Raw genomic sequence first — 17,416 nt, 5'->3', positions numbered from 1 at the left:
TCAGAGATGCACCCAATCCTGCCTCACGCAAGCATCACCCGCTGCAACAGCTCGCCCGTCGGTGTCTGGATGCCGATGTAAAAGTCGCCAAACTCCCCGTACTGCGCCGTCACTTCGTCAAAGCGCATCTCATACACGATGCTCTTGATCTGGAACATGTCGTGCGCAAACAGCGTCACGCCCCACTCATAGCTGTCCAGGCCCGTCGAGCCCGTGATGAGCTGGCGCACCTTGCCAGAGTACTTGCGTCCAGTTTTCGCGTGGCCGCCCATCAGCTCACGACGCTTCGCAAATTCATTCGCATACCAGTTCGCGCCCACGTTGCGGCGCTTGCTCATCGGGTAAAAGCAGAAGACCTGCCAGTCCGGCATGTTTGGGTACAGGCGGTCGTTGAAGTATTTCGTCATGTGGCCCTTCCACTCGCCCAGCCGCTTCTCAAAGGCCTCAGTGCCCGGCGTCAGGTTCTCCGCCTTCTCCAGCTGAACTTTAAACTCTTCCTCGCTCTGCGAGTACTCCGTCCACTCGGTCATCGAGAGGTAGCTGTACGCCGGCGTCAGCACATCCGGCCCCAGCGCCAGGCTGATCTGCTTTTCAAATTTCTGCGAGTCATGCAGGTCCGGCGTCACCAGCATAAAGCCCAGCTCCGACTTTGGAGACACCATCGCAAACGCCAGCAGCTGCGTCCCCGGGTGCTTGCGGATCGCCTCAATCGTGCGCGTGAAATTCTCCCGCCGCTCCTGCCGCTCCTCCGGCGTCAGCGCCGCCCAGTAGCCATGATCGATGGTAAAAAACAAATGCTGCACCACCCAGCCCTCCTGGGCGATGAGCGGCTTCGATTCAGCAGGACCATTGGACGTGGGGAAAGAGGTGGGGATGAGCATGCAGGTTGGGATGGGGTTCCCTCCCCCATACGCCGGAATTCCCCCCGCTCAACGGCCTATCATTGGCTTTTGCTGCGCTTTATCGGTTCTTCCACAGCTTTAGTCATAGCGAATCTCAAACCTTCGAAGCATGGCCACGAATCGGCGGCTGCGGCGCAGAAGGGACGCCAGCCCAGCCAGCCAGAGCGCCAGCCCTAGAATCCAGGGCAGATCAGGGTGCAAAGGAGGAGGCCGCATCATCGTGTGCCTGCCCTCAAGCCAATGAACAGGTGCCACGATGATATCAGCAAGCATCGCAAACCCATCCGAGCTGCGGAATCCCAGGCTAAATCCAATCAAATAGGTCATTGCTGGCGGAATCCAGGAACGCGGCATGAGGCACGCTAAAAGGACCGGAAAAACAGAGCAGTAGCCGCCCCTCAGTAAAACCGTGCTGAGATCGAGCACCCGGCCTCCGATACCGTTTCCCCAGAGCCCAAGAAAAAAGCCAGCGATGCCGGCGGGAACACCTCCGACCACGAGCGCCACAAACTGGCGCTCATGCCAGGCAAGTTCACGCATGGGATTCATGAGAGTGGCATTCTTCACAGCTGTGGCTAGCTTGGCATGACATGAAAAATTCGTCGAGACTGTTTCTGCTGCTGTTCGCCCTGGACGTCTGCTCTGCGCAGGAGGCGTTTGACCGGCTGACCTTTCATGCGTCACCGAAGCCTCTGGCGGCAGAAGCGAAGACGAGCGACTGGCCACGGGTGCTCGGCCCCACGAACGATGCCCATTCACCTGAAACGCATCTGCTCAAGACCTGGGGGCGGGGCGGGCCGGAGAAGGTGTGGGAAGTCCAGATGGGTGAGGCCTATAACTCCCCCGCCATCAGCGGTGACTACTGCGTGATCTTCCATGCTCTGGAAGGCAGGGAAACCATCGAGTGCCTTCACCGTGAAACGGGGAAGCGATTCTGGTCCCAAGATTACCCGATCTCGTACCAGGATCGCTATGGCTTCGGCAATGGCCCGCGTGGCAGCCCGGTGATTGCCAACGGCATTGTGGTGACCTTTGGTGTGACTGCCGAGCTGCACGCGTTTGATTTAAAAACCGGCAAGCCATTGTGGCAGCTTGACCTGCGCAAAGAATACAACGTGCCGCAGGATTTCTTCGGCGCGGGAGGCACGCCGCTGATTCTCGACGGACGCGTGATCGTGAATGTCGGCGGCAAAAAAGCCCCCATCGAAGACAACGAAGGAATGCGTGACCGTAAAGCGAAGCTCGCGGAGGCAGGAGTGAGCGTGGCCGCCTTCGATTTGCAAAGCGGCAAGGTCGTTTGGACCATCGAGGACATCTGGGGCTCTAGCTATGCATCCCCCATTCCCGCCAAGATGCATGGGCAGACGAAGGTGCTGATCTATGCCGGTGGGGAGAGCGACCCGGCCACGGGCGGCCTCATGTGCATTGATCCCTCCTCCGGCAAGCTCCACTCCAAATTTCCCTGGCGCTCCGAGGACTACATCCAGGCCATCGGGACATCCCCCGTCGTCATCCCCGGCCAAAACCGCGCCTTCATCACCACGGCGTATCCGAAGGGCAGGCCACTCGGCGGCGCGATGGTGGAGTATGACGCGGAGTTTCAGGCCAAAGAAGTCTGGCAGTCCAAAAAGCTCGGCGTCCACTGGATGAACCCGGTGTATCACGATGGTCATCTGTATGCGATTGACGGTGAGACGGAGCCCAAGTCGCGCCTCGTCTGCGTGAACGCCGAGACTGGTGCAGAGGTGTGGGAGCAGCACATTGAATGGGAGGACGCTGAGTTTAGCAAGCTGACCGGACGTGCCAATCCCACACGTCTCAGCATCTTGCGTGCGAGTTTGCTGAAAGCCGATGGGGGCTTCCTTTGCCTCGGAGAAACCGGTTCACTGCACTGGCTCGATCTGAGTCCGGCCGGGGCCAAAGTGCTGGCACAAGCGCAGCCGTTTTATGCACTCAACACCTGGAGCCTGCCCGCGCTCAGTCACGGCCTGCTCTATGTGCGCCAGCAGTCGCAGGATCTGCTGCACAAGTCAGGCCCACGGGTCATGGCCCTGGATTTGAGAGGGAAGTAAACCATCCCCATAAATGGACATGAGTCAGCAGCCAGGCACCGCTTGCAGAGAGCTGCCGTGCTGCTGTAGCGAACTCTAACAAAAGAAGTAGAGGCTGGCGCCACCCCTGTTTCAGCAAGCCTTGCTGAAAACATATGAGCACCATGCGCCTGCCGTTTTTCACCACCTTTAAATTCCTGCAAATGAGGCATTTGAAATACGCATGTGAATGCGGATCATTTGCTGCCTGAGCACTCTGCAAACGATACTCGCTCAATCATCGAGACGATCTGTTGCATCGGAGTCCGGTTGTGTGCCAGTCAGCGCATCTTGAGAAATGGCACGTCAAATGCTAGACGACTGGAGTCTCGTTACAAATGTCACTTCAGATTCCAGAGACATCAAATCCCAATGACAATTGTCAGATCAAACCTAATGACATGCCCATGATCTCAAATGCATACATCATCGTAAGATCTGCCGGATCGAGAGCCGTCCTTGGCCTGTCCCTGCTTCTGTTACTGAATTCCTGCAACGAGAGTGCGACGGCGACAGGCAATGAAGTTAGAAAAACATTCCCCGTCACCTCCGCCGTGGTGATGAATGTCCCAAACGGCAAGGAATACGTTGCCAGCATACAAAACTCAAATTTCATCGAGCTGCGCGCCCGGGTGAACGGACGTCTCGAAAAAGTCTCTGTGGACGAAGGCCAGCGGGTCACTGCCGGCCAGCTCCTCTTCACCATCAGCAGTCATGAATACCAGGAGGAGGTCAAGCGGGCCAATGCGAAGCTCAAGAGCGCCCAGGCAGAGGCCAAGATGGCGGAGATCGACCTGCAGAACAATCAGCTGCTGCTGGAAAAAAAGATCATCGCCAGGTCCGAGTGGGAAATGGCCCAGGCCAGGCTGGACTCCGCCATGGCCAAGGTGGACGAGGCGCAGGCCACAGTCGCCGACGCCGAGCGCAGGCTCTCCTACGCCGAAGTCCGCGCCCCCTTTGATGGGATCATCAACCGCATCAAAAACAAAACCGGCAGCCTCGTCTCCGAAGGTGACCTGCTGACATCCATTTCCAATGACGGCGATGTCTACGCCTACTTCAACGTGTCGGAGCGTGAGTATCTGGAGCTGGCCAAACGCAAGGATCTCGGCGTTCAGGGCAGCGTTGCCCTGGAACTGGCCAATGGTGAAATCCACCCGTACAAAGGCCGAATCGAAACCTGGGAAAGCGTCATTTCAAAAAGCACCGGAAACATCGCCTTCCGCGCCAGCTTCCCCAATCCTGACCATCTCCTCAAGCACGGTTCCAGCGGCAAGGTGATCGTTCAGTCTGAGCTGAAAAATGCTCTCGTGATACCTCAGAAATGCACCTTCGAGGTACAGCACAAAACCTGTGTGTACATGCTCAACCCGGACAACAGCATCCAGCTGCGAGCCATCGACACCAAACTGCGCCTTCCCAACCATTATGTGGTCGACTCCGGTCTGAAACCCACAGACCGCATCATCTTCGAAGGCATCCAAGTGGTGAAGGAAGGTGATGTGATAGCACCGGACTTCAAAGCCCTCGCTGACGTGGCCCCGTTCTGATGCAGCACGCTCCGTAGCCAGCGCTCAGGACAGAAATGCCTGAGACCGCTGTCTCTCGTCCGGCAGTTCCGGACTTCAGAAGTCATGCACCCAACCGATGAATAAAAACGCCTGAATGATAAACGAGTTTATCCGCAGACCTGTGCTGTCGATGGTCATATCCATCATCATCACATTTCTAGGCCTGCTGGCACTGTATCAGCTGCCCATCACGCAGTTCCCCAGCATCGCACCGCCCGAGGTCAACGTGACGGTGGAGTACATCGGTGCCAATGCCGAAACACTGACCAAGGCGGCCATTGTCCCCCTGGAGAGGTCGATCAATGGCGTTCCCAGGATGAAATACATGTCCTCACGGGCCGCCAATGATGGCGTCGGTGTCATTTCAGTCATCTTTGAGGCGGGCACAGACCCGGATGTCGCGGCGGTGAATGTTCAAAACCGCGTCGCCACTGTGATGGGCGAGCTGCCTGAGGAAATCATCAAGGCCGGGGTCAGGATCGCCAAGGAAGAAAAGGCCATGCTGATGTATCTCGACATCACCAGCACGAATCCCGACATCGACGAAATGTTTCTCTACAACTTTGCCGACATCAACATCCTCACCGAGTTGAAGCGGATCAAGGGAGTCGGCTTTGTGGACATCCTGGGAGCCAGGGAATACGCCATGCGCATCTGGCTGAAGCCGGACAACATGCTCGCCTACAACATCTCGGCAGACGACATCCTGGCCGCCCTGAAGGAGCACAATGTTGAAGCCGCCCCGGGAAAGGTGGGCGAAAGCTCGGACAAAACAGAACCTCATCTCCAGTATGTCATCCGCTACTCCGGCAAATTCCGGTCCAAGGAGGATTACGAAAAAATCCCCATCCGCTCCAATGAAGAAGGCCAGATCCTGCGGATTAAGGACATCGCCGAAGTCGAGTTCAGCACCAATTATTTTGACGTCGAGGCAAAACTCAATGGCAGGCCCACGGCTGCCATTCTGCTGAAGCAGCTCCCCGGCTCCAACGCCAACGAAGTCATCGCCAACATCAAGCAGCGCATGGCCGAGATCAAGGAAGCCACCTTCCTCCAGGGCATGAACTATGAGATCAGCTACGATGTGTCGCGGTTCCTTGACGCCTCCCTGCACGAGGTGGTGCGGACTCTGGCAGAAGCCTTCCTGCTCGTTTCACTTGTGACGTTTGTCTTCCTCCAGGACTGGCGCTCCACCTTGATCCCCGTCATTGCCGTGCCCGTGTCGCTGGTCGGCACTTTCTTCTTCATGCAGTTGCTGGGCTTCTCCCTCAATCTCATCACCCTGCTGGCTCTCGTTCTGGCGATCGGCATTGTGGTGGACGGGGCCATTGTGGTGGTCGAGGCCGTGCATGCGAAAATGGAAAGCACCGGGGCGGGCCCGCGCCAGGCCACCGAGGAGGCCATGGGAGAAATCGGCGGCGCCATCATCGCCATCACTCTGGTGATGGCCGCAGTCTTTGTCCCGGCATCCTTCATGTCCGGCCCTGCGGGCATTTTCTACCAGCAGTTTGCGCTGACGATGGCCATTGCGATCGTGCTCTCAGGCTGCGTTGCGCTCACGCTGACGCCCGCATTGTGCGCCTTGATGCTGAAAAACATGCATCATGCGCCCAAAAGCAACAGCCTGCTGAACCGGTTCTTCAGCCTCTTCAATCGTAGCTACGACAAAGTCTCGGGGACTTACAACCGCTGGATTTCGGCGCTGGCAGGCAGGCGTGTCCTCAGCTGGGGCACCCTCCTCGGCTTCTGTGCCGTCATGGTATTCATGGGAGGCAGACTCCCCTCCGGTTTCATTCCCAACGAGGATCAGGGAGCGTTTTATGTCGGGGTCACCACCCCGGCGGGTTCCACCCTGGAACGAACCAAGGCGGTGGTGGATGAAATCCAGCACTGCTGCGAGGGCATTTCCGCCATCTCCTCAGTGTCCACGCTCGCAGGCGTCAACATCATCACCGACGCCAGCGGCTCGACCTACGGCTCCTGCCTCATCAATCTCACCGGCTGGCATGAGCGCACCGAGTCCGTCAGGGCCGTGATGGACGAGCTTCTCCGCCGGACACGGCACATCAATGACGCCGAGATCGAGCTCTTCTCACCACCCGCAGTGCCAGGCTACGGCAACGCCAGCGGCTTTGAACTCCGCCTCCTGGACAGAACGGGAAGCGGCGATTTTAAAAAGATGGAGGGCGTCGCCGCCAAGTTCATTGACGACCTGCAGGCACGGCCGGAAATCGCCAATGCCTTCACCAGCTTTGACGCCAGCTTTCCCCAGTATCTCCTGCATGTGGACAGCGACATGGCAGCGCAAAAAGGCGTGACCACAAACAACGTGATGAGCACACTGCAGACGATGCTGGGCGGCAAATACGCCACCAACTTCATCCGCTTCGGCCAGCTCTACAAGGTCATGGTGCAGGTGCTGCCGGAGTACCGTGCGCGCCCTGAGGACATTCTGAAGCTCCATGTCAAAAACGACCACGGGGAGATGGTTCAGGTCAGCACGTTTGTGGAGCTGGAAAAAGTGTATGGCGTGGACCAGGTCACCCGTTACAACATGTTCACCTCCGCGGAAATCAACGGCGAGCCAGGCGCCGGGTTCAGCAGCGGCGCTGCCATCAAAGCCATTCAGGAGACAGCCAAGGAAAAACTGCCCAAAGGCTATGGCATCGACTGGGCTGGCATCACCCGGGATCAGATCCTCGCAGGAAATCAGGCGGTGATTATTTTCATCATCTGCCTGGCCTTTGTGTATCTGCTGCTCTCCGCTCAGTACGAGAGCTTTCTGCTGCCCATGCCCGTCATTCTTTCACTCCCCACCGGGCTTCTTGGGGCCTTTGTTTTTCTGCTTTGGATGGGGCTTGAAAACAACATCTACGCCCAGGTGTCCATGATCATGCTGATCGGCCTCCTGGGGAAAAACGCCATTCTCGTGGTCGAATTCGCCATCCAGCGGCAGCGCGAGGGATTCACCCCTCTCCAGGCGGCGGTGGAAAGCGCGACCTCCCGACTGCGCCCCATTCTGATGACATCTCTGGCCTTCGTGGCCGGCCTGAGCCCGCTCATGGCGGCATCAGGGGTAGGCGCGGCTGGCAACAGAACCATCGGTGCCTCGGCGGTAGGAGGCATGATCTTCGGCACTGTTTTTGGCATGCTCGTGATCCCCGGGCTCTACGTCATTTTTGCCTCCTTCACTTCAACCACCAAACCATCCAAGGAACCGGAACATGCGTGAGACTTTGCATCTGAGCTGGCCATTCCTAAGCACGTGCGTTTCATTCATGACGCTGATGTTCACCAGCTGTGAAGACCTGCGCCGTTTTGGAAAAAAAACAAACCAGCCCCCCGCCACAGCGCAGGCACCGGAAAAATCTGCCTCCTTCACAGGCGTCAGCCAGTGGAAGAAACACTTCACAGATCCACGCCTTCAGGCCCTCACCGATCAGGCCCTGGAAAACAACCGCGACCTCAAAATCGCGCTTCAGCGCATCGAGATGGCGAAGGCGCAGATCACCGCCTCACGCAGCATGCTTGCCCCCAAAATCTCGGCGGTTGCAGGCGCCGGACTTCAGCGCTTCGGCCTCTACACGATGGATGGCGCCGGCAACAGCACCACCCCCATCTATGATGGCCGGATCGTCCCGCGGGATCTGCAAGACTACAGTATTGGCCTGCAGTCGAGCTGGGAGATAGACATCTGGGGGAAGCTGCGCAGCAAAAAGGCTTCCGCCACCGCACGCCTGCTCGCCAGTGTTGAAGGCAGAAACCTGGTGCAGACACAGCTGATCGCCGAGCTCGCCACGGCCTACTATGAGCTGCTGGCGCTGGACGCCGAAATCATCAACATTGACGAAACCATCAAAATCCAGCGCGATGCTCTGGAGACCGTGCAGACGCAGAAACAGGCGGGAGCTGCCAATGAGCTGGCCGTGCAGCAGTTCGAAGCGCTGCTGTACAATCTGCAAAGCATGCGGCTGGACACACAGCAGCAGATCGTGGAACAGGAGGGCATCATATGCAGCCTTCTGGGAGATCCAAAGCGGCCCATCGCACGCCACCGCATGGCCTTGATGGACTCCAAACTGCCGCAGCTGTCCTCCAGCGTGCCAGCCGACATGCTTAAAAACCGGCCCGACATCCGCCGTGCGGAATTCGAACTGGCGGCGACAAAGGCCGATGTGAAGGCCGCCAAGGCTGCCTTCCTGCCTTCGGTGTCCATCAATGGCATGCTGGGACTACAGGCGTTTCAAAGCAACCTCCTGCTCAACGTCCATTCCGCAGGCTACTCGGCACTCGGGGGCCTGGTCGCCCCATTGATCAACCGCAAGGCGATTCAGGCCGAGTTTGACCATGCCAGCGCCTCCCAGCTGGAGGCTCTCAACACCTATCAGCAGTCCATCGTAAACGGCTATGTGGAGGTCCACAATCAGCTGGCCTTCATCCGTATCCTGAAAAATCTCCAGGCCCTGAAGGCCAAGGAGGTCCATCTGCTGATCGAGTCTGTCAGCACGGCGGCAGATTTGTTCCGCACCCGCAGGGCCACTTACATCGAAGTGCTCAATGCCCAGCAAAATGCACTCAAGGCACGGCTGCAGCTCATCGGCGTGACCAAACGGCAGTTTCAGGTGCAGGCCAACCTGTATCGGGCGCTCGGAGGCGGCTGACCGGGATGGCCGCCAATTTCGTGCTTGGCGGGGGGCGGGCGTTTTGATAGCCTCGTCCCTACATCCCGAATAATGAACACTGCACTTGTCATCCGCATCTGTGTCATCACGATTGTACTGGTGGTCATCGCCCTGGCCTGGAGCTACTTGAAAGATGCGAGCGACGGCATGAAGCTTGTGTTTGTCATCCTCGTCGGCCTCGCAGGCGGGCTGCTCTCCGTCAAGTATGTCATCCCCTGGCTTGGCGACGTCATGGGAGAGGCCGTGTTTTCCTCAGGCGAAAAAGTGGAGCAGGACCACATGACCAAGGCCGCTGCCCGCATCGCCCAGGGTGACTATGAGGGAGCCATCGGTCATTATGAAAAAATGCTCGAAGAAAAGCCGGATGACCCCTTCCCTGTCGCCGAAATCGCCAAGATACACGCCGAGCGTCTGCACGACCCTCAGGCCGCCCTGAAAGTCCTGGAGGCACATCTGCAAAGCAAGGACTGGCCGGTGGATGATGCGGCCTTCATCATGTTCCGCATTGCCGATGTCCATCTGACTCAGCGGCATGATTTTGAAGCCGCCCGCGACATGCTGGAGCAGGTCATTGGCAACTTCCCAAACACACGACACAGTGCGAATGCACATCATCGCATCAGCGAACTCGAACAGATGCAGTTCAAGCTGCTCATGGAGCAGAGAAACAAGGCGGCCACCTCCGGTGCGGATCAGGCGTGACCCCCCAACCAGATGTCCGTGAAGATCCAGCTCTGGACACGGGCAAACCCTTTGATGGCCCTCGCGCTCGCCGCCGTGGCAGGCATCCTCGGCGCTGAATCGGGCTGGCTCCCTGCGCAGGCTCCCTGGTTTTTGCCCTCCATCTTGCTGCTGCTCGGCGCAGCTCTCGTCAGCGGTCGCGCCTGGCTGCTTGTTCCGGCAACGTCCCTCGTCTTTGCTTTTGTCCATGCGGTGCGCATTGAGGAAACTTTCCGCCACCCGCTGCGCCTTGCCCTGCAGCAGGCTGACAAGCCGGTGCCCGCCGTGGTCCGCGGGAGCCTGCTGCCGGAGTTTGACACCTCGGCAGATGAGCGCACCCACGCTCTCTGCATCACTGAAAAGATCGAAATCCCACAGGCAGGAATGGTGACCGGTCAGGCCGCAACACTGCTGGTGCGGCTGCCCAAAGACCTGTCGTTTCCAGGCGCTGGAGTTTATGAGCTGCACGGCAGCATCTACCTTCCGCGCACCGCTGCCAACCCCGGCACCTTCGACGCACAGCAGTACGCCCTTCGCATGGGCCGGGTGGCCCGTTTCGACGTTTCCCGCATGCAACGCCTTGGCGGCGGTGGCGCCGCCAGATGGTGCGCTTTCTTGGAGCAGGCGGAAAAATGCAGAAACTGGATCAGCACACAGCTCACCAAAGATCTCGAAGAAGATCCCCAGACAGTCGCGGTCCTGCGCGCCATGGCTCTGGGAGTCTCCGCCGAGGCGGACGATGAGATCGAAGATGCTTTTCGCAACAGCGGCACGCTTCATGTTTTTGCCGTAAGCGGCATGCATGTTGGGCTTCTGGGGCTCATCGCGCTGATGCTGCTTCGCCAGGTCGGCACACCACGGGCGCTGTCGCTCTGGCTTGTGATTTTCATCGTGTTTGCCTACGCGTTTGTCACCGGCTGGCGTCCCTCGGCGGCACGGGCGGCTTTCATGGTGGCCATTTACATGAGCGCAGTGCTGGTGGACCGTGAGTCATCCCTGCAAAACAGTCTGGGAGCCGCAGCCCTCCTGCTGCTGGCCACCGACTCTCATCAGCTTTTCATGCCGGGTTTTCAGCTATCTTTCGGCGTGTTGTGGCTCAGCAGCCTGGGCTCTGCCCCCCTTCTGAAAATACTTCAGCCGTTCACCCGGCTCGATCCATTTCTCCCCCCTCAGCTCGCCAGCTGGTCCCAGCGCAGCTGGAGCAGATGCAGGCTCTGGCTTGCCACCACATTGAGCGTGTCCTTTGCCGCATGGATCGGCAGCCTGCCGTTCATCCTCGGGCATTTTCAATCTGTCACGCCTGTCGCCGTGCTCGCCAACTGCGTGCTCGTGCCGCTCTCATCCATGTGCCTGGGTTCCACCTGCATCAGCCTCTGCGCCGCAGCTTTGCATCTGACCGGCGCCCAGGTCATCTTGAACAACGTCAGCTGGATGCTCGCGAAAGCGATGATCGCCAGCGCCCTATGGTTCGCCGGCCTGCCTGGCGCAAATTTTCATCTCCAGCCAGGCAGCGCAGCCACCCGCGCCCCTGCCGTCTGGCACATGCTGGAGCTGCCCCAGGGCGGCGCAGCCAATCACCTGCGCATCGGCAGCGCCCACTGGTTGTTTGACACCGGCAGTGAGACCAGCTTTCGCAGAGTGTTGCAGCCCTACCTGCATGCCAGTGGTGTGAATGCACTCGCCGGCGTCTTCCTGAGCCATAACGACGCCGACCACATCGGTGCGGCCGCGCAGATCGGCACGGCTTTTGATGCGCCGTTGCTGTATTGCAGCGCCCAGGAGCCCGGAAAGCATGACTCCTCACGCTCCGCAATGCGTCACCTGCTGGAGCGCCCCCTGCCACCACCCCTGCGAAAGCTGCATGTCGATGAAACAGTCACCTTGTCAGATGCCCGCGGCTTCAAAGTAGACGCACGTGTTCTTTACCCGACATTCCAGGTGCAGAATGATCGTGCCGACGATCGCACCATGGTCCTGATGGTACATCTTGGCCCCTGGCGCGTGCTATGGCTGAGCGACACCGGCTGGCACGCCGAAAAAGCCCTCTGCTCCAGCCCGCAGGACCTGCATTGCGATGTGCTGATACGCAGCCAGCATGAAGCGGACCTCTCCACCAGCGCCGAATTCCTGCTCAGGGCACGGCCTCAGGTCATCCTCTGCGGCAGTGATTCACGCGCCGTCGAAACAGCTCTTCCAGACTCACTCATTCAACGCGCCAGGCAGCTGGACACTCCTCTGCTCGACACCTGGAGCGCCGGCTGCATCAGCCTGCAGTTTGACCAGAACGAGCTGCACATCCAGACCACCCGCAGCAGACGGAGCCTGGTGCTGAAACCTCGATGACAGGCGGCCTTGCTGCCAGGCTACGGCGTCGCATCAGGCCTGGCTCCCAGCCTGGCAATGATGTCACCCATCTTGTTGTTGCGGATGACCTCGAGCTTCACCTCGCTGCCAGGCGGTTGTGTGCGGATGATCTGCAGCAGGTCTGCCGGAGAGCGGAAGGCCATGCCCTGAAACTTGGTGACCACATCTCCCTGCCTCAACCCCGCCTCCGCCGCAGGAGAATTGGCACCGATGTCCGTCACCAGCGCCCCGCGACGCGAGGTGCCCCACACCGGATCAATCTCCACCGGCTCGCTGCTGACTTCGAGCCCCAGGTAGCCTTTGCCCGTCGCACTGCTCACACCGGCGGTTTGCTTCTCGCTTTCCTTTAGCTTGGCCTGGATGTCGTCCACCACGGTTTTGGCCTGATTGGAGGGCACAGCCAGTCCCACCCCCTGCCAGGCGCTCACAGTCTCGTCTCCCCGGTAAATGGCGACGTTGATGCCAATGATCTCCCCGCGGATGTTCACCAGCGGACCGCCAGAGTTGCCCGGATTGATCACCGTGTCCGTTTGCAGGTAGTCGTACTGGCTGTCGCTGAGATGGCGGTCTCTCGCACTGATGATGCCCTGGGTCACCGTGCCGCTGAGGCCGAAGGGATTGCCCACAGCAAGCACGATCTGCCCCACCCGGGCGTCATCGGAATTGGCAAAGCTCAGCGCAGGAAAATCCACCCGCGGACTGTCGATTTTCAGCAGGGCAATATCCCGTTCTTTGTTGTACCCGAGAATCAGCGTCAGATATTTTTTATTGTCGTTGGTGGTGATCTGGATGTCCGCCGCCTGCACCCCTTCGATGACGTGGTAGTTCGTGACCACGTGCCCCTCCTTGCTGACGATCACCCCAGAACCGAGACCCGGCACGATCTGCTCACGCTGGCCGATCAATCCATAGAGCGGATGCCAGCTCATCGGCCCCGGCCGCACCGTCTTGGTCGTGACACTGACCACCGAGGGGAGCACGACTGCGGAAATCTTGGCAAACTCATCGTTCAGACGGCTCAGCAATGGCAGCTCATCTGGCGCTATTTTCGGCTTTTTCGGCATGGTCAGCGCTGCCGGGCCTGGCTTTTCCCCCTTCAGCAAATTGATCACCCCATAGCCCCCCTCCCGGCCATGCCGCCACCACGCAAATATCAGCGCGGCCAGCACGAACACAGAGAAGGCAAAAAGCAGACGACGGAGGTTTTCCATGGGGTACCAATGCGCCAACGGCTGCGAACTTCAAAGATCAAAGTTGAATCCCCCGGCCCCTCCCCGCTGGCATCATGCCGCCCGTTTCGGTCACAAAAATCACCAGTCCTCTGGCAGAAAGCCGGGAAGGGCCCGGCAGAGGGAAGAAAGGAGCTTGAGTACCGGCCGATGATCCCCAATAACAGCAACATTTGCCACATTGAATCAAATGCCAGCTCCCCCCTTGGCCTCAGCAAGGCCCCTGTAAGAAACTTGCCCCCCCACTCTTCACAGCGCGGCTTCCCGTTTGCTTCGCGGCGGCAATCCGGCATTTTAACCACCCGCCATGTCTTCCCCCCTGCTCCGCTACTGCACCGACCTCTACAATTACCAACGCCGCGAAACACGCCCTGTTTTGGTTGGAAACGTCCAGATCGGTGGCGGTGCCCCCGTGGTGGTTCAGAGCATGCTCACCAGTGACACACGCGACGCCGCCGCCTGTGTAAAGGAAGCTCTCGGACTGGCCGAAGCCGGCTGCCAGATCGTCCGCGTCACCGCCCAGACCCGCGTCATCGCCGAAAACTTGCAGCACATCCGCGACGGCATCCGTGCCGCAGGCTGCGATGTCCCCCTCGTAGCCGACATCCACTTCAAGCCAGACGCCGCCATGGAGGCCGTCAAATGGGTCGAAAAAGTCCGCGTCAATCCCGGCAACTACGCCGACAAAAAGAAGTTCGCCGTCAAGGAATACACCGACGACGAATACGCCGCCGAAGTCGCCTACATGGAGGAGCAGTTCGTCCCCCTCGTCAAGGAGTGCATCCGCCTTGGCCGCGCCATGCGCATCGGCACCAATCACGGCTCCCTCAGCGACCGCATCATGAACCGCCATGGGGACACCCCGCTTGGCATGGTGGAGAGTGCGCTGGAGTTTGCCCGTATCGCACGCGCCCAGGGTTACCACAATTTCCTCTTCTCGATGAAGGCCAGCAATCCGAAGGTCATGATCGAGGCCTACCGCCTGCTCGTTGCCCACCTCAACCAGCTCGGCAGCGACTGGAACTACCCCATCCACCTCGGCGTCACCGAGGCTGGCGATGGCGAAGACGGCCGCATCAAAAGCGCCATCGGTATCGGCTCCCTCCTCGCAGACGGCATCGGCGACACCGTGCGTGTCTCGCTGACAGAAGACGCCATCTTTGAGATCCCCGTCGCCCAGCAGCTCGTCAAACCCTACAACGAAGGCCTGCCTGCCAAAAACGAGCGCATCGAAAACGCCCCGCCCGTCAGCTACGATCCCTTCGACTACCAGCGCCGCGCCTCCCACACCGTCACCATCAATGGCGTCAAAGCCGGTGGCGGAGAAACCGTCCCCGTCTTCACCACCCGTCAGAAATGGGACGCCGTGGCCCACAAGATCGACAAGCTCGGCGACTACAAGCCCGAGGTCGTCGTCGAAGACAGCGGTGTCATCGAAATCGACCCGCGTGACGACTCCGCAGTCACCGATATCAACGCCAGCGCTGAGCCTCGCCTCGTGGCTGTGAAAAACGGCCTCAGCATCCCCGTCATTTCCGCCTACCGCCTGCTCGCCGCCAGGCTGCAGCCCCGCCACCCCATCCTGCTCAAAGACACCTTCCTGCCATCCGGCAGCGATGACTTCACTCAAAACCTCCTCGTGGCCGCCACCAACATCGGCTCCTTGCTGTGCGATGGCATCGGCGACGCCGTGATCGTCAGTGGCGAGCCCGCCCCCGGCCAGTCCCTCCGCATCAGCTACAACATCCTCCAGGCTGCCGGCGTCCGCATCTTCAAGACCGACTACGTCGCCTGCCCCAGCTGTGGTCGCACCCTCTTCAATCTCCAGACCACCACGCAGAAAATCCGCGCTGCCACCGGCCACCTCAAAGGCGTCCGGATCGCCGTCATGGGCTGCATCGTCAACGGCCCCGGAGAAATGGCCGACGCCGATTTCGGCTACGTCGGCGGGGCTCCCGACAAGATCAACCTCTACGTCGGCAAGACCGCCGTGAAGTTCAACATCCCCGAAGAAGAGGCTGTCGAACGCCTCATCGATCTCATCAAGGAGCACAACCGCTGGTTCGACGCACCACCCGCCATTGCCTGACGGCCTCCGCGTTTGCATCAAACGCAAAGTCATCCAGCGGCACTTCGTCCAGCGCACAGATCATGCATTCAGACACCTCCGAGGCCTGCATCACCACGTTGTCAAAATTCGGCACCCGCGCGTAAAAGCACAGATCCAGCGTCGGCCAGGTAAAGCCCTGAAATGGATACCGGTTGTTCAGCGCGCAGTAGTACGTGAAGGCGCTGGCAGGCAGATCAATTCCCACTTCCTCCAGCGTTTCACGCGCCACGGCCATCTCACCAGTTTCCCCAGGTTCAATGACGCCACCCGGCAGCCCCAGCAGGCCAAGGCCGGGCTCATGCGCCCGGCGGATCACCAGCACCCGGTCCTCTGCATCGAGCAGCAGCGCCACGGCAGCCGGAATCGGCGTGATGAAATGACGGAAGCCACACGCAGAGCAGACAAACTCGCGGTCACTTCTCGTGACCCATCCGTCGCTGCCGCAGTCGCTGCAAAATTTGAAGGGAGACTCAGCCATGGGGCTTCCCCTGCCGCCGATGTGCGCCCCATGCCAGCAGAAACACCAGCACGCAGGCAGCTTTCATCATGAACAGCCACAAAGGCTCCCACCAGGCACCGGTCTGCACTTCGATCAGATCAGAGACGCCAAAACATGCAAAAGCCAGGGGCAGCAGCCAGCGCCAGGGACGCTTCATTCGCAGCCGCACCGCAAGAACCAGCGCTATGATGAACCACAGCCCGGCCTCGGCGTAGTTGAACACTGCATGCAGCGTCAGCGTTGCTTCTTCATTCATGGCTCATGTTTCCCTGCACTCATCTCCCAGGCAAGGTCCATGCACGCGATAATTCTTCAGAACGACTCTTGGCTTGGCGGACATCCTTTGGCAGTATTCACGTTTATTCATCACCATGAGCACCACCCTCCTCCAGTCCTGGCTGCGTCTTCCCAACGGGGAGCGCCATGAACTGAACGGCACCTGCTCCATTGGCCGCTCTCCGGACAATTCGCTGCCACTGGCAGACAGTGAGGTCTCTCGCCGCCATGCCATCATCCAGGCCCAGGGAGAGCGCGAGTTCTGGCTGGTCGATCTCGGCAGCGCGAACGGCACCTACGTCAATGGCCGCCGCATCTCCCAGTCCGTGCGCCTGCACAACGGAGACCTCGTCCGCATCGCCAGCAACGAGCTGGAATTCGCCACAGAAATCCTCAGCGCGATGCATCCCGCCGGCCAGCAGGTCATGGCCTCCACCATGATCCACATCCGCCAGGCACAGTGCTGGCTCATGGTCGCCGACATCATCGGCTCCACACAGCTCTCACAGACCCTCCAGGGGGCTCAGTTCCCGCGCATGACTGGCAGCTGGTTCAAAAACTGCCGCCAGATCATCGACGAATGCGGCGGCCACATGTCCAAATATCTCGGCGACGGCTTTTTCTGCTACTGGGACGACACTGCGGACAGCGCCATCCAGGTACGCCAGGCGGTGGCACGGCTGTATGAAGCACAGCTCGCCGCCAATCCGCCTTTCCGCGTCGTCCTTCACTTCGGTCCCGCCATGCTCGGCACCGTGCCGACCATGAGCGAGCTCAACCTCCACGGCCCCGAGGTCAACTTCGTCTTCCGCGTCGAAAAAGTGGCCGCCGTGCAAAAGCAAAACATCCTGTTTACCGAGGCTGCAGTCCAACGCATGGCGGCGGAGCAGGAAGTGCGGCTCGTCTGCGAATGCACGGTGGAAGGCTTCTCAAAGAAGTTCCCGTTCTACACCCCGAGCCACTGAGGCGCGCA

The 17,416-nt window shown here is 59.5% G+C and carries 13 protein-coding genes; 8 read left to right on the top strand and 5 right to left on the bottom strand.

All coding sequences use genetic code 11. The annotated features are described in order from the left end of the window. Nucleotides 1-23 precede the first annotated feature (23 nt). Together hemQ and ACZ5WW_RS19180 are read right to left on the bottom strand one after the other, a co-directional pair. Nucleotides 24-881 (bottom strand): hydrogen peroxide-dependent heme synthase, encoded by an 858-nt coding sequence (gene hemQ, locus ACZ5WW_RS19185; protein WP_377168966.1) that lies wholly within the window; start codon nucleotides 879-881, stop codon nucleotides 24-26. 99 nt (nucleotides 882-980) lie between these two features. Then, nucleotides 981-1,442 (bottom strand): hypothetical protein, encoded by a 462-nt coding sequence (locus ACZ5WW_RS19180; protein ID WP_377168964.1) that lies wholly within the window; start codon nucleotides 1,440-1,442, stop codon nucleotides 981-983. Between the two features lie 50 nt (nucleotides 1,443-1,492). Here ACZ5WW_RS19180 and ACZ5WW_RS19175 point away from each other — a divergent pair, with 50 nt between their 5' ends. The 6 genes from ACZ5WW_RS19175 to ACZ5WW_RS19150 all read left to right on the top strand — a co-directional run bounded on the left by ACZ5WW_RS19175 (nucleotide 1,493) and on the right by ACZ5WW_RS19150 (nucleotide 12,308). After that, entirely contained in the window at nucleotides 1,493-2,974 is a 1,482-nt protein-coding gene (locus ACZ5WW_RS19175) for a PQQ-binding-like beta-propeller repeat protein (RefSeq protein ID WP_377168962.1), read from the top strand. 419 nt (nucleotides 2,975-3,393) lie between these two features. Next, nucleotides 3,394-4,542 carry an efflux RND transporter periplasmic adaptor subunit gene (locus ACZ5WW_RS19170; protein WP_377168960.1) on the top strand — a complete coding sequence of 383 codons (1,149 nt, stop codon included), beginning with the start codon at nucleotides 3,394-3,396 and terminating at the stop codon, nucleotides 4,540-4,542. A gap of 115 nt (nucleotides 4,543-4,657) precedes the next feature. Then, nucleotides 4,658-7,795, top strand: coding sequence for an efflux RND transporter permease subunit (locus tag ACZ5WW_RS19165; RefSeq protein ID WP_377168958.1), 3,138 nt, complete (start codon nucleotides 4,658-4,660; stop codon nucleotides 7,793-7,795). A 55-nt stretch (nucleotides 7,796-7,850) separates the two neighbouring features. Further along, nucleotides 7,851-9,224, top strand: a complete 1,374-nt coding sequence (locus ACZ5WW_RS19160; protein WP_464694178.1) for an efflux transporter outer membrane subunit — start codon at nucleotides 7,851-7,853, stop codon at nucleotides 9,222-9,224. 72 nt (nucleotides 9,225-9,296) lie between these two features. Next, on the top strand, nucleotides 9,297-9,947 hold the full coding sequence (locus tag ACZ5WW_RS19155; RefSeq protein WP_377168954.1) for a tetratricopeptide repeat protein: 651 nt from the start codon (nucleotides 9,297-9,299) through the stop codon (nucleotides 9,945-9,947). Between the two features lie 12 nt (nucleotides 9,948-9,959). After that, the gene (locus tag ACZ5WW_RS19150; protein ID WP_377168952.1) at nucleotides 9,960-12,308 is read left to right on the top strand and encodes a ComEC/Rec2 family competence protein; all 2,349 of its coding nucleotides are present in this window, start codon (nucleotides 9,960-9,962) and stop codon (nucleotides 12,306-12,308) included. A 20-nt stretch (nucleotides 12,309-12,328) separates the two neighbouring features. Here the strand turns inward: ACZ5WW_RS19150 and ACZ5WW_RS19145 are convergent, their stop codons facing one another. Then, nucleotides 12,329-13,540 carry a S1C family serine protease gene (locus ACZ5WW_RS19145; RefSeq protein WP_377168950.1) on the bottom strand — a complete coding sequence of 404 codons (1,212 nt, stop codon included), beginning with the start codon at nucleotides 13,538-13,540 and terminating at the stop codon, nucleotides 12,329-12,331. A 325-nt stretch (nucleotides 13,541-13,865) separates the two neighbouring features. Between ACZ5WW_RS19145 and ispG the strand changes: the two genes are divergently transcribed. Next, nucleotides 13,866-15,647 (top strand): (E)-4-hydroxy-3-methylbut-2-enyl-diphosphate synthase, encoded by a 1,782-nt coding sequence (gene ispG, locus ACZ5WW_RS19140; RefSeq protein WP_377168948.1) that lies wholly within the window; start codon nucleotides 13,866-13,868, stop codon nucleotides 15,645-15,647. Here the strand turns inward: ispG and ACZ5WW_RS19135 are convergent. Both ACZ5WW_RS19135 and ACZ5WW_RS19130 read right to left on the bottom strand, forming a co-directional pair. Continuing rightward, nucleotides 15,601-16,146: an NUDIX hydrolase gene (locus ACZ5WW_RS19135; protein WP_377168946.1), complete on the bottom strand. Its 546-nt coding sequence runs from the start codon at nucleotides 16,144-16,146 to the stop codon at nucleotides 15,601-15,603. The two genes, ispG and ACZ5WW_RS19135, sit on opposite strands and share 47 nt — an antisense overlap. Continuing rightward, entirely contained in the window at nucleotides 16,139-16,423 is a 285-nt protein-coding gene (locus ACZ5WW_RS19130) for a hypothetical protein (RefSeq protein WP_377168944.1), read from the bottom strand. The genes ACZ5WW_RS19135 and ACZ5WW_RS19130 overlap by 8 nt, the downstream gene beginning before the upstream one ends. Nucleotides 16,424-16,538: 115 nt before the next feature. On the opposite strand from ACZ5WW_RS19130, the gene ACZ5WW_RS19125 reads away from it, so the two are divergent. After that, nucleotides 16,539-17,408, top strand: a complete 870-nt coding sequence (locus tag ACZ5WW_RS19125; protein ID WP_377168942.1) for an FHA domain-containing protein — start codon at nucleotides 16,539-16,541, stop codon at nucleotides 17,406-17,408. Nucleotides 17,409-17,416: the final 8 nt, after the last annotated feature.

This window comes from Prosthecobacter fluviatilis (genome assembly GCF_055388355.1).
Note: the sequence above shows the minus strand (reverse complement) of the source record. Positions and strands in the feature narration are given on the sequence as shown.

Bases quoted from the DNA above. Each gene is read 5' to 3' on its own strand.
- ACZ5WW_RS19130 (WP_377168944.1), bottom strand. From the start codon at position 16,423: ATGAATGAAGAAGCAACGCTGACGCTGCATGCAGTGTTCAACTACGCC.
- ACZ5WW_RS19150 (WP_377168952.1), top strand. From the start codon at position 9,960: ATGTCCGTGAAGATCCAGCTCTGGACACGGGCAAACCCTTTGATGGCC.
- ACZ5WW_RS19170 (WP_377168960.1), top strand. From the start codon at position 3,394: ATGCCCATGATCTCAAATGCATACATCATCGTAAGATCTGCCGGATCG.
- ACZ5WW_RS19165 (WP_377168958.1), top strand. From the start codon at position 4,658: ATGATAAACGAGTTTATCCGCAGACCTGTGCTGTCGATGGTCATATCC.
- ACZ5WW_RS19145 (WP_377168950.1), bottom strand. From the start codon at position 13,540: ATGGAAAACCTCCGTCGTCTGCTTTTTGCCTTCTCTGTGTTCGTGCTG.
- ACZ5WW_RS19175 (WP_377168962.1), top strand. From the start codon at position 1,493: ATGAAAAATTCGTCGAGACTGTTTCTGCTGCTGTTCGCCCTGGACGTC.
- ACZ5WW_RS19125 (WP_377168942.1), top strand. From the start codon at position 16,539: ATGAGCACCACCCTCCTCCAGTCCTGGCTGCGTCTTCCCAACGGGGAG.
- hemQ (WP_377168966.1), bottom strand. From the start codon at position 881: ATGCTCATCCCCACCTCTTTCCCCACGTCCAATGGTCCTGCTGAATCG.
- ACZ5WW_RS19135 (WP_377168946.1), bottom strand. From the start codon at position 16,146: ATGGCTGAGTCTCCCTTCAAATTTTGCAGCGACTGCGGCAGCGACGGA.
- ACZ5WW_RS19180 (WP_377168964.1), bottom strand. From the start codon at position 1,442: ATGCGTGAACTTGCCTGGCATGAGCGCCAGTTTGTGGCGCTCGTGGTC.
- ACZ5WW_RS19160 (WP_464694178.1), top strand. From the start codon at position 7,851: ATGTTCACCAGCTGTGAAGACCTGCGCCGTTTTGGAAAAAAAACAAAC.
- ispG (WP_377168948.1), top strand. From the start codon at position 13,866: ATGTCTTCCCCCCTGCTCCGCTACTGCACCGACCTCTACAATTACCAA.
- ACZ5WW_RS19155 (WP_377168954.1), top strand. From the start codon at position 9,297: ATGAACACTGCACTTGTCATCCGCATCTGTGTCATCACGATTGTACTG.